We start from the raw sequence: 12,047 nt of genomic DNA, 5'->3' as shown, positions 1-12,047 counted from the left end.
CACGCTCCGCGTGGGAACGATCAGCGTGAGCGATAGGCTTTGGCGGCGTCACGATCTTTTTCCTGCTGCCAATCGTGTTCGCGGTCGTCCCTGCGGTTTTCCTCGTAATCGCGCAGTTCCTGGCTCTCGCGCATGGCCTTGCACTGACGAAACCCATCTTCCCAGCCTTCGGCGTATGGCCGGTCTTTGAGGTAGCGTGGCACATTCTTGCGAAACGCCCCGGTAATCACCCCAGCGGCCTGGCGACCGCTGCTGCAACCGTCATCAAAACCATCGACGAAGGCGGGTGGATAACCTTTGGCCAGCAATTCCTGATGGGTTGACTGGCAACCCGACAACCCCACCACCGCGCACAGCATGACCGCATACCGCCACATGGCGTACTCCCTGGCCGTTTTACGGCTGATAAGGGAAGTCTAGAAGGGGATTTGTTGGGGCGGTGTGAAAGGCAGGTCAGAAAGTTGTGGGCCGAGTATAAAACCTGTGGGAGCTGGCTTGCCTGCGATGGCGGTGCGTCAGTCACTTGAACCTTGGCTGATATACCGTATATCGCGAGCAAGCCCGCACTCATTAATCAGTAGTGGTACCACTTCACCTCAAGCATCACTTCATTTACCGGTGTGGACAGGTGGCTGTACTCACGCTGGGCACTCAGGCGCAGGCCCAGGTTGCGCGACAGTTCCCACTGCTGGTTGAGGCTGATGCTGCGCCGCACTTCGCCGTTGGTGAAGAAATCGCCCTTGGCTTCCAGGCTCAGGTTGCCCAACGGGTTTTTCCACAGCACGCCGGTGTTGAAGCCAGCGGCCGGGGAGATGGCTTCGCTGAAGTCGTTGTTGTGCTCCACGCGCACGGTGCCGAGGGCGAAGCCGAGCATGTCGTCGGAGAGTTGCCAGGTGCCGCCCGCGCCGCCGTTGACGTGGGCGACCAGGGTTTCGTCGTCGTGTTTGCCCGGCACCCGCTCCAGGCCGCCGGTGACTTGCCACGACCAAGGCTGCAGCAGCGCATTGCGTGGCGTCAGCGAGCGGATGGTGGCCAGGTCCAGTTGCTGGAGCTGCCAGTGATTGCCCTCGTACTGGCGCAATTTCATTTGCAGGATTTCGATCTGCGCGCCCAAGGGGAAGCCTTCGGCATTGTCGTTGAGGTCGTGGTAGGCCATGCGCAGGCCGTATTCACCGAAGGCTTTGTCGCCACGGGTGCCGATGCCGGCTTGCCAGGTGCGCGATTCGTGGCCGTTTTCCGGCAGGCCAGGCGGGGTGATTTTCAGGTCTGGTGCCGGGTTCTGGTTGATCGCGCGCAGCAGTTCGAAGCTGCGCTGGGAGCGTGTCGCGTCGCGCTCCAGGCCATTGGCGCGGTAGCGGCCCAGGCGGTAAGCAGCATCCACGATCAGTGCCTGGCGCTCGCGGGGCAGTGCTTTGAATGCCGGTTCCTGCAGTTGCTTTTGGTCGTCGCTGATTTTCAGCACCCACTGTTGCTCATCGCTATCGAGTGGCTTGGCGCGTTCCAGCAGTTCACGTTCACGGGAGGGGCGATAGTCGATCTTCTCCACCAGCCCTGCATCTTTTACCGCTTTGACCGTGTCGGTAGGGATCGCGGTGAGTGGGAATTGCTCAGTCAAACGCAGGCCAGGGCGGGCCACTTGCAGCAGTTCGAGCAGGCGGTAGGAGCAGTTTTCGTCGAAGAAGAAGTAATCGAACTGGATCTGCTTGAGCTCCCACACGTGCTCGACCATACGCTTGGTCTCGACCTCGGTGAGATTCAAGCGGTATTCCCACAAATCGCGGTTTTCGAGGCTGCGGTATTCCGAGAGTTTCTCCTGATAGGGCACCAAGGCGAACAGGCCCGGATAACCGCCCATCAAGCCCTTCCAGGCATAGAGGATGCTGTTGTCGGAGCCTTCGATATAGGCGCCGAAGTTGATCGCATAGCTGAGCAGCGCGGTGTTGTTGCTTTGCACGTCGGCCTGGTCGATGCGCAGCAGGGTGTGGCCGAACATCGACGACGGGCTGTTGAGGTAGGCTGCCGGGAAGATCATCACCGCACTATGGGGCGCGACATCCTTGAACCACTGGGTGAACTCTTTGCACTCCAGGGCGGGCAGGTCGTTCAGTTGCAACTGCGCCTTGAGCCAGCGGGTGCGTGCGGGGTAGACGCATTGGGCGTGCTTTTCACCCAGGCTGGCCGGTGCGTACAGCGCATCAACGGTAGCCTTGAGTTCGGCGTCCGGATGGTGTGCGCCATCGGGAGCGATGAAGAATTTCTTGTCGCTGACATAGCTGCGCCAGCCACTGATCTTGCCGGCTTCGTAGTGCCCCAGCGACAGCCAGAACGGATCATTGGCCAGTTGCTGCAAACGTTGATCGTCGAGGTGCGGTGCCGCATGCAGCGGGGCGCAGGCGAAGAGAGCCAGGCAAGCGAGGCGTTTGAGCATGGGGGCTACTTAAGTCGGACGGAAAAAAAGACCCAAGGTGGGCGGGTCGAAAAAATAAAACCCGCGCCTCGAAAGGCGCGGGCAGGTCGAGCTTAAGCCTGGGTTGCGTATTTCGCCAGACGGGCATCGCTTTTCAGTACAGCAATGGTGTTGTTGTGCACGTCGTCAGCGGTCACGTCAGCCTTGCTGAAGATCTGCTGGAAGTGCTCGTGGGTCACGGCCGCGAAGTGATCGCGATCTTCCGGCGCAACACCCAGTACCACCGCGTAGGTGGTCAGCGCTTCGCCGTTGCCTTTGGCCATGTCTTCGGACAGCTCGTTCATCATGCCATTCATGGCAATCCAGGACTTGCCGCCGTAGGTCAGGGCGCTGTTGGTGCTGCAACCGTTGGTGCCCGAGGTCATGCCGAAGGTGGCGTTACCCGAAGTACCGTTGGTGGTGGAGGCGAGGAAGTGGGCCGGAGTACCGCGCTGGCCTTCGAACAACATGTTGCCCCAACCGCAGTTCGGGCCACCTGGTGCTTCTGCCATTGCATTGAGGGAGACGACGGTGAAGAGAGTACCAAGAAGGATCCGTTTCATAGCTTTGTTCTCTTTGTGTGCAAACCAATGGACAAGGGTTCAGGTGCTCAACGCACCCTAGGGGCCAGTTATTAGTCCAACCCGCGCAGTTTGGAGTTTAGGCACGTTCCTAGGGTTCCGTGTTTTTTTATAAACATTCAGTGGCGGGCGATTTTTTTGCAGGACGCGTGCGGTGGCTATGCTTTCCCGAAAGCGCGCCTTGCCAGAGCGCTCAACCGGGAGCCAGAATGCCCCATCTGCCCCGCCTGATGTAAGGAAGCCCGATGCCTGATCCTGTTGCTGCCAGCTTGCGTCTAGCGCCCGAAGCGCTGACTCGCCCTTTCTCCGCTGAACAGTTCAGCTTCTCGACCACCAATGATTTGGAGCCCTTTCGCGGTGTGCTTGGCCAGGAACGTGCGGTTGAAGCCTTGCAGTTCGGCGTGGCCATGCCACGCCCCGGTTACAACGTGTTTGTCATGGGCGAGCCGGGCACCGGCCGCTTTTCGTTCGTCAAACGCTACCTGAAAGCCGAAGGCAAGCGCCTGCAAACCCCGGCGGACTGGGTTTATGTGAATAATTTCGATGAGCCCCGCGAGCCCCGCGCCCTGGAATTGCCAGGTGGCGCCGCCGCGGCGTTTATTGCCGATATCAACGGCCTGGTCGACAACCTGGTCGCCACCTTCCCGGCGGTGTTCGAGCACCCGACTTATCAACAGCGTAAAAGCGCCATCGACCGGGCGTTCAACCAGCGCTACGACAAAGCGCTGGACGTGATCGAGCGCCTGGCCCTGGAAAAAGACGTGGCGCTGTACCGCGACAGCTCCAATATCGCCTTTACGCCGATGCTCGACGGCAAGGCGCTGGACGAAGCCGAGTTTTCGCAACTGCCGGAAGCCGATCGCGAGCGCTTCCACACCGATATCTCCGAGCTGGAAGAGCGCCTCAACGAAGAGCTGGCCAGCCTGCCGCAGTGGAAGCGTGAGTCCAACAACCAGCTGCGCCAGTTCAACGAAGAAACCATCACCCTGGCCCTGCAGCCTTTGCTGGCGCCCTTGTCGGAAAAATACGCAGAAAACGCCGGGGTCTGTGGCTACCTGCAGGCCATGCAGGTGTACCTGCTCAAAACCGTGGTCGAGCAGTTGGTGGACGACGCCAAGACCGACGCCCAGGCGCGCAAGCTGCTCGAAGAGCAGTACTGCCCGAGCCTGGTGGTGGGCCACTCGGTCAACGGTGGCGCGCCGGTGGTGTTTGAACCGCACCCGACCTACGACAACCTGTTCGGCCGTATCGAATACAGCACCGACCAAGGCGCGCTCTACACCACCTATCGCCAGTTGCGTCCAGGTGCGTTGCACCGCGCCAACGGCGGTTTCCTGATTCTGGAAGCCGAAAAAATGCTCAGCGAACCCTTTGTGTGGGATGCGCTCAAGCGTTCCCTGCAATCGCGCAAACTGAAGATGGAATCGCCCCTGGGCGAACTCGGCCGCCTGGCCACCGTGACCCTCAACCCGCAGATGATTCCCTTGCAGGTCAAGGTGATCATCATCGGCTCGCGCCAGTTGTATTACGCCTTGCAGGACGCCGACCCGGACTTCCAGGAGATGTTCCGCGTACTGGTGGACTTCGACGAAGACATCCCCATGGTCGACGAGAGCCTGGAGCAGTTCGCCCAGTTGCTCAAAACCCGTACTTCGGAAGAGGGTATGGCGCCGCTGACCTCGGATGCGGTCGCGCGCCTGGCGACTTACAGCGCACGCCTGGCCGAACATCAGGGCCGTTTGTCGGCGCGTATTGGCGACCTGTTCCAGTTGGTCAGCGAGGCGGACTTTATTCGCCACCTGGCCGGTGACGAGATGACCGATGCCGGGCATATCGAGCGCGCCCTCAAGGCCAAGGCCACGCGCACCGGCCGCGTGTCGGCGCGGATTCTCGACGACATGCTCGCCGGCGTCATCCTGATCGACACTGCCGGCGCCGCTGTGGGCAAGTGCAACGGCTTGACAGTACTTGAGGTCGGCGACTCGGCATTCGGCGTGCCGGCGCGGATTTCCGCCACGGTGTACCCAGGTGGTAGCGGTATTGTCGACATCGAGCGCGAAGTTAACCTCGGCCAGCCGATTCATTCCAAGGGCGTGATGATCCTCACCGGTTACCTGGGCAGCCGCTATGCCCAGGAATTCCCGTTGGCCATCTCCGCCAGTATTGCCCTGGAGCAGTCCTACGGGTATGTGGACGGCGACAGTGCGTCCCTGGGCGAGGCATGCACCTTGATCTCGGCCTTGTCCAAGACGCCGCTCAAGCAATGTTTTGCCATTACCGGCTCGATCAACCAGTTTGGTGAAGTGCAGGCGGTGGGCGGGGTCAACGAGAAGATCGAAGGCTTCTTCCGCCTCTGCGAAGCCCGTGGGTTGACTGGTGAGCAGGGTGCGATCATCCCTCAGGCCAACGTCGCCACGCTGATGCTCGACGAGAAGGTGTTGCAGGCCGTGCGTGCCGGGCAATTTCATATCTATGCGGTGCGCCAGGCAGATGAGGCCTTGAGCCTGCTGGTGGGCGAGGATGCCGGTGAGCCGGACGCCGAGGGGCAGTTCCCGGAAGGCACCGTGAATGCGCGGGTGGTGGAGCGCCTGCGCGCGATTGCCGAGATGATCAGTGAGGAAGATTTGAAGGAGGCGGAAAAGGAGCTGGCGCAGCAGGCGTTGGCCGAAGCCAAGCCGACCTGATTGCTGTCATCACTCGGTCAAGGTGGGAGCTGGCTTGCCTGCGATAGCGGTGTATCAGCCAACTGGGAGGTTGGCTATGAGTCTGTCATCGCAGGCAAGCCAGCTCCCACAGTGGTCCGTGGTGTTTCGGGGCGCGTTTAGCGTGCCACAAAATTGACTCCATTCTCGGGGACCAACGCCCGTTGGTCCCTACAACCTTGGTTTGTCGTGTTTTTCTTCTATTCTCAGAATCAGGGATATCCACAGGAGTCGCAGGATAGAAACAGCCTCGCCGTGCGCTGGGGCTGAACACCGATCTACCGAGGGGCGCCGCCATGTCGCGCAACCTTTGCCTTACTCGCCAGTGCCTGGGCCTGGTCACCCGTATCGAATGCTCCATTCGCCCTCTGGCCGGGGATAACGGGATGTGGACGCTGCTATTTGCCGCCGGCATGTCGGGCGAACAGCCTTCCACCGTCAAATCCCAGGGCCCGTTTCATGGGCCCTTCGTGGCAGAACGCATGCTGGGCACCATCGTCGATAGCCTGACCTTGCACGGCTACGAGCAAATGGACGAACCGCAGATCTGGTGCCTGCACCTGCAGGCTCATCTGCGCCAACTCAATGGCGGCCAGGAGCGGCTGGCCCTCTGAGGATCGTTCCCACGCTCCGCGTGGTAACGCCGCCCCGGACGCTCCGCGTCCACCCAGGGCTATTTGCTCTCAGGCTTGTCCAGCTTGACCTCAAAGCCGTACTGCACGGTGTTGAGGTCGGTGCGCTGGTAACTTTCCAGCGTGGTCGGCTGGCCGTAGAAGTAATGCACGTCAAACATCGCCGTGCCATATTCCTCGGCGCGGTGGCTGACACCGAGGATCTCCTTGAGGTAATTGCCGCTGGCATCCTTGGCGTAGAAGCGCCAGCTGTCGGCGGGGAAGTCCTTCTGGTCGACGATCAGCGCGTTGTCCTTGAGCGACAGGCCCTTGGGCAGCTTGGCGGCGTCAATCGTGGCTTTCTCGATGGTGGCCAAAAACAACGGTACCGAGCCCACCACAAACGCCGGGGTTTCCGGGAACAGGTTGAGGTCGTACGTGAGCGTGCCGCTGACGGCATTCAGCTCGAACGCCTCGGTCGGCAGCTCGATAGGCTCGCCGCGCTCGCCCTTGTCGTCGGCGGTGAAGAAGGTGATAGGCGCGTCACTGTTGTTGCGCTCGGCACCGACCAGGTCGTCATTGAAGGTGAACGGGTGGTCGAACACGATTTTTGCGGCACTGGCGTCTTCGGTCGATTGGCTGATGGTGACGCTGTTTTTCAGTTGGTCCTCCGTCATCGAGGCATCCTTGAGCCAACTGGCGGCGCCGTCGTCATACACCGTGACCGGCATTGGCAGGGGCTGTACGGTGTTTTGCAGACTGTTCCTGTCAAAGCGCATCACCGGCAGGTCCAGGTCTTTACGGGTGAGCGTGGCCTTGGAGAAATCCAGCACATTCACCTGCAGGTTATCGATCAGCCCGTTGAAATACACCTTGGCGTAATGGCTGGTCTGCTGGCGCTCGAAGGCTTTTTGCGCGTCGGTGAGCTGTTTATCGAAGGCATCGGACCACGCGGTCTGTTTTTGCATCTCGGCCAGTTGTTTTTCATAGAACGCCACTTGCGCGGCACTCTCGTTGATCGAGCCTGAGCGGGTCAGAAACTGCCCGGTGCTGTCCCGTGCCTGCACCAGCAGTGGGTTGGGTGACGCATCGCCGACTTCGGCGGCCAGGGGCTGGCTGTTGGTCAGTTCGATCTCGGCGTAGTTCTTTTCCAGCGTCAGCAGGTTGAGGGTGATGTTGCCGTCGGTGCGTTTATGGCCCACGTCTTGTTTGGTCAGGTCGAACGTCAGCACCTTGCCCGGGGTGATCACCTCCACCGCGCCCTTGAGGCTGATGGGTTGTGGCTGGCTCTTGTTTTCCGTCTCGATCCCTTCAATAAACGGGTAGGTCACCGTCAGGTCGTCGGGGTTGGTCAGGTTGGAACTGCTGGGGCTCAGTTGGATGCCGGGGTCGGTTTCTGACCATTCCGGCTGGAAGGGAATGACTTTATTGTTGCTCAGGGTGACCGACTGCCATTCCAGACCATGGGGGAAGGGGAACTGGTCAGGGGCGTTGAAGTTGAACGGGAAGACCGGCTGCAAATCCGTCAGGTAGTCGGAGTGCGAGGTTTTGCGCAGCACGAACAGGCCATTGATGTAGGTGTCCACCAGCGCTTGGGGCGTAGGGTAATGCTTGAGCAGGGCCAGGCTGTCTTCGCCGTATTCGGCTTCGATGGGCTTGCTGGCGAGCTTGACGCGCGCACGCTCCAGCAACAGCAGCGAGCCGCCCAGGTCCGCAATGGCATCGCGCAGCTTGGGGTCCTGAATAGTGTCCAGGGACTGTTCGAACTTTGTGGTTTTCTCTTCGAGGGTCGCCTGCTTCTGCTCTTCTTTGGGGGAGCAGCCGCTGGCCATCAGCAACGCCGCGCACAGGCCGAGAGTGGCCAAAGGGGATCGCACATCCATCATCTGAGTTTTCCTGTCCGACATCATCGAGCCGAGTGAATGGCCTCGACACTAGCAGAAAAATTCTCTTACAGATGCCACTTGGGTCAGTTTTCTCGCGGTGACAGGGGCCGGGTGGCGGCTGGTATACTCGGCGCCATTTTTAGCCAAGCTGTGTGAGATTCAATGGAACGCTTTATCGAAAATACGATGTACGCCTCGCGTTGGCTGCTGGCGCCGATCTACCTGGGCCTGTCCCTGGGCTTGCTGGTCCTGGCGCTGAAATTCTTCCAGGAAATCATTCACGTGATTCCCAACATCTTCACCATGTTGGAAGCCGAAGTGATCCTGCTGCTGCTGTCGTTGATCGACATGGCCCTTGTGGGCGGCTTGCTGGTGATGGTGATGATTTCCGGCTACGAGAACTTCGTCTCGCAGCTGGATATCGACGAGAACAAGGAAAAGCTCAACTGGCTGGGCACCATGGACTCTTCGTCGCTGAAGATGAAAGTGGCGGCCTCCATCGTGGCGATTTCCTCCATCCACCTGCTGCGCATCTTCATGGACGCCAAGAACGTCGATCCACAGCACCTGATGTGGTACGTGATCATCCACATGACGTTCGTGGTCTCGGCGTTTGCCATGGGCTACCTGGACAAACTCACCAAGCATTGATACCCCGCGCCGGCCTTACTGCTCCACGAAGTAGTAAGGCTGGCGGTTGACTGCCATTTGCTTGATCACCGTGACCGGCTCTTTCAGCCGGTCGGTGTGGTCCGTCAACGCCACGTTGCCGGGCTTGGCGCTGAGGAAGGCGCGCAGTTCGGCTTCGGTGTTCAGGATTGGCAAGTAGGCCTGTAGGTAGAACACGCTGGCGCCGTCGATGCGCTCGTTGGGTTGGTACATCGCCACCGTCCTGCCTTCGTCTTGCAGGGTCTGGATCTGGCTGATCACGGGTACGAATGAATGGCGCACATCGGCTTTGGGTGCAAACCAGAACGCTGCGCTCAGGTAGCAGGCGATGGCCAGGGCGAAAACCCCACCGATAATGCGCCGATGAAAACGGTACAGCCCCGGCTTATGGTCCTTGGCCCACTCCAGCAACACCCGCGCATATTCGGCGGCCAGCACCGCAGCGGCTGGCGTCAGCGCCATCAAGTACACCGTGCGTTTGCTGGAAGCCAAGGTCAGCAGAGTGAACTGCGCCACCAGCCACACACTGAAAAACAACCGATAGCGGTTACGCACCAGGCTTTTGCGGAAGTGCCACAGGCCCAGGTACACCAGGATGTTCCAGGGCAGGAAGGCCTCGGGCAGTTTCGCGAGGTAATAGTAGAAAGGTTCGTAATGCCCGGCCTCGACGAACGAACCACTGAAGCGCCCGACGCTATTGGTCCATAACACCTCACCCACCGCCTGCATCCCACCGCGCTGAAACAGAAACCCCAGCCAGATCAGCAGCGGCACCAACGCCAACAGCGTGAACAGCGCCGGCTTGAGCCAATCGCCCAGCCGCAGGCGTTTATCCATCAGGCTGGTGCTGAACAGGTACACGAAAATCACAATGCCCGGCATCGCCAGGCCCAACACACCCTTGCTCAACGTAGCGATGACCATCCCGGCGGTAAACAACGCCCAGGCCCAAGTACTTGAACCTTCACGCTCAGGCCGCACAGCCTGGTAAAACCCCAGCAGGGCAGCCGTGACACCGAGGCTGAGCAACGAATCCTCACCCACACCCCGCACATTGCCCCAGTAACTGGCCATGGTCGCCAGGATCAACGCGGCACTGAACGCCAGCGCCTGCGGCCGCCCGAACCGACGCAACATCCCGTACAACAGCATCACACTGAACAACCCGGCAAACGCCGACGCCAAGCGCACCGCCCCGGTGCTGGCGCCAAACAGGCGAATCGCCCCGGCGTCCAGCCACAGGCTCAGGGGTGGTTTTTCCAGGAAGGGTTCACGAAACAGACGCGGCACCACCCAGTCATTGTCCAGGTGCATCGCCATGGCGATCCCGGACACCCGGGCTTCGGTAGAGCCTTGCAGCTCGTGGTTGCCGAGGGCGAAGAAGAACAACAGAGCAGCAAGCAAGAGCAGCAGGGGAGCGGGGCGCGTCATGGAGTCTGGCTACCGAGGCATGAGACCGATCGGGCGACCGGTCATGGGTAGTCAGGGAGTATACGATCGCGATTCTTAACCTTTGGTGAACGGCCGCGGGGTTTTTCTCCGGCGCGTCAAGGCAGTTTCAAACTGGGCAGTGCCGCTTTGCCTTGTTCGGTCAGCACCGGCTCCAACTGCTCCCAGGTGAAGGCCAAGTCGTTGTCGCAACCGTCACCATTGGCCGGTGTCGAGAGTTGCAGGCCCTGGGTGTTGAAGCTGAGGTGAAAGTTGGAATAATCGGTGATCGCCGGGCAGCCCTCGTCGGTGGTGGTTTGCTTGGCCAGCCAAGTGCTGAAGGCGGCCGGCAGCTTCAAATGGCCGGAATAGGCGTCATGCCATTGCTGATGGCCGCCGAGCCAGGCCCATGGGTCCACACTCTCGCCGGTTTGCAAGTTCCAGGAGTGCAGGCCCCAACTGATGCCCATGGCGCCTTGGCCTGCGGCCCAGCGGTAGAACCGCACGGTGAGAAATTGCGATGACCAATAGGCAGGTTCAACCTCGATCTCACTGGTATAGACCGAGCCGTTTCGACCCAGGTATTCACGCCGTTCATAAAAATAGTCGGTTAGATCTTCGTCATTGACGGCCAGGGCAGCGAGCTGCTGGTTGATCTTCTGCACCGCCGGGCCGTCACCCGCAAGCTTGAGCGTGACGCGTGGGCCTTGGGTCTTGAGCTGGTAGGTGTGGTTTTGGAAAGTTTTCTTCTCAGTCTTGATTGGCAGCGGCGCAGCTTCCATGGGCGCGTTGTAGGCATCGCTGCCGCAGCCGTCCGTGCCAATGCGGCGCAGGGCCAGTGGCAGCGGCGCACCGCCATCGGTTTTGCTCCAAGCACCAGAAAGAGTATCGCCCTGAGGTTTTTGCAGGGCCCAGAAACCGGTGTTTCCTTCCTCCACCCACGGCGCGTTGTCGTTGGCCTGAGTCAACTGAATAGGGGTACGGATGCGCTGGTAGTAATAACTGCCATGCTCACCATCGGCGCCGTTGAAACAGACGGTGATAGCGGATTTGCCCAAGGTGCCTTGCCAAACCCCGGCCAACTCGGCGGCGGTGGTGAGTAAGGGCATGACGGTGAGGGCGATGACGGCGAAGGGCTTGAGCACGGGTATCTGACTTCCGGTTGTCTGATAAAGGCCGTCAGGGTAATGGGAAGTGTGAGGGGATGCCAGCGGGCGAGATGCGCTGAGGCAGCTCGCCCGTTTTCGTGTTTTAGGGCTGTGGCGGATGGGTAGTGAATAGTTGGGTGTTCAGGACGCGTTCTACCAGTAGCTCACCCAGAACGATCAATTGTTGGGCGGCCAGCAACTTGTGGCGGTGCGCGCCTTCAAGTTCGAAAGCCAGGTCGGTGGTCATGGCGTTGAGGGAGGCGAGGGTTTCGCTAGCTTGGATTAGCAGGGTTTCGGGGTGGATGTTTTCGGCGAGGGTGAAGAGGGTGGTTGGGGGATTGGGGGTGATCTTTTTCATGATGAAGCTCCCACACTGTTTAAGGAGCTGCCTCCCCCCTGCTGTCAAACAGGAATAGGTGGCAGCTGTACGCGGGTTGACAGACCGGAAGTGTAGGAACCCGGCGCACCCGAAGATGCCCCACGCACAGCCGCCATGAACGGAGCGGAATGTGTAAGCATGCCGCCTTATCACGGGGTGTGAAAGGTTACACTTTTCGGCCTGTCAAAGCCGGACGC

The 12,047-nt window shown here is 60.1% G+C and carries 10 protein-coding genes; 3 read left to right on the top strand and 7 right to left on the bottom strand.

All coding sequences use genetic code 11. The annotated features are described in order from the left end of the window. Positions 1–20 precede the first annotated feature (20 nt). The 3 genes from AB9N64_RS13630 to AB9N64_RS13620 all read right to left on the bottom strand — a co-directional run bounded on the left by AB9N64_RS13630 (position 21) and on the right by AB9N64_RS13620 (position 3,009). Positions 21–377 carry a hypothetical protein gene (locus AB9N64_RS13630; RefSeq protein WP_014720001.1) on the bottom strand — a complete coding sequence of 119 codons (357 nt, stop codon included), beginning with the start codon at positions 375–377 and terminating at the stop codon, positions 21–23. 197 nt (positions 378–574) lie between these two features. After that, positions 575–2,428: a DUF4105 domain-containing protein gene (locus AB9N64_RS13625; protein WP_044483463.1), complete on the bottom strand. Its 1,854-nt coding sequence runs from the start codon at positions 2,426–2,428 to the stop codon at positions 575–577. 92 nt (positions 2,429–2,520) lie between these two features. Continuing rightward, a complete protein-coding gene (locus tag AB9N64_RS13620; protein WP_003194274.1) occupies positions 2,521–3,009 on the bottom strand; it encodes a DUF3015 domain-containing protein in 489 nt (162 codons plus the stop codon). A gap of 263 nt (positions 3,010–3,272) precedes the next feature. Here AB9N64_RS13620 and AB9N64_RS13615 point away from each other — a divergent pair, with 263 nt between their 5' ends. Both AB9N64_RS13615 and AB9N64_RS13610 read left to right on the top strand, forming a co-directional pair. Continuing rightward, positions 3,273–5,711: a Lon protease family protein gene (locus tag AB9N64_RS13615; RefSeq protein WP_014719999.1), complete on the top strand. Its 2,439-nt coding sequence runs from the start codon at positions 3,273–3,275 to the stop codon at positions 5,709–5,711. 314 nt (positions 5,712–6,025) lie between these two features. Beyond that, complete coding sequence (locus tag AB9N64_RS13610; protein ID WP_003194269.1) at positions 6,026–6,343, top strand: hypothetical protein; 318 nt, start codon at positions 6,026–6,028, stop codon at positions 6,341–6,343. Between the two features lie 59 nt (positions 6,344–6,402). On the opposite strand, the gene AB9N64_RS13605 is transcribed toward AB9N64_RS13610, so the two are convergent. Further along, positions 6,403–8,226, bottom strand: coding sequence for a hypothetical protein (locus AB9N64_RS13605; RefSeq protein ID WP_371360367.1), 1,824 nt, complete (start codon positions 8,224–8,226; stop codon positions 6,403–6,405). 162 nt (positions 8,227–8,388) lie between these two features. Here AB9N64_RS13605 and AB9N64_RS13600 point away from each other — a divergent pair, with 162 nt between their 5' ends. Then, entirely contained in the window at positions 8,389–8,877 is a 489-nt protein-coding gene (locus tag AB9N64_RS13600; RefSeq protein ID WP_014719996.1) for a TIGR00645 family protein, read from the top strand. Positions 8,878–8,892: 15 nt separating this feature from the next. Here AB9N64_RS13600 and AB9N64_RS13595 read toward each other — a convergent pair whose 3' ends face one another. From AB9N64_RS13595 to AB9N64_RS13585, 3 genes are all read right to left on the bottom strand, one after another. Further along, entirely contained in the window at positions 8,893–10,326 is a 1,434-nt protein-coding gene (locus AB9N64_RS13595) for a glycosyltransferase family 39 protein (protein WP_073452139.1), read from the bottom strand. Between the two features lie 116 nt (positions 10,327–10,442). Next, the gene (locus AB9N64_RS13590; protein WP_371360366.1) at positions 10,443–11,468 is read right to left on the bottom strand and encodes a hypothetical protein; all 1,026 of its coding nucleotides are present in this window, start codon (positions 11,466–11,468) and stop codon (positions 10,443–10,445) included. 106 nt (positions 11,469–11,574) lie between these two features. Then, on the bottom strand, positions 11,575–11,829 hold the full coding sequence (locus AB9N64_RS13585; protein ID WP_130175517.1) for a DUF6124 family protein: 255 nt from the start codon (positions 11,827–11,829) through the stop codon (positions 11,575–11,577). Positions 11,830–12,047 lie beyond the last annotated feature (218 nt).

It is taken from the genome of Pseudomonas sp. KT_2_4, assembly GCF_041410225.1.
Classification (GTDB): domain Bacteria; phylum Pseudomonadota; class Gammaproteobacteria; order Pseudomonadales; family Pseudomonadaceae; genus Aquipseudomonas; species Aquipseudomonas paracarnis.
This window is presented reverse-complemented; position numbering and strand designations above follow the sequence as displayed.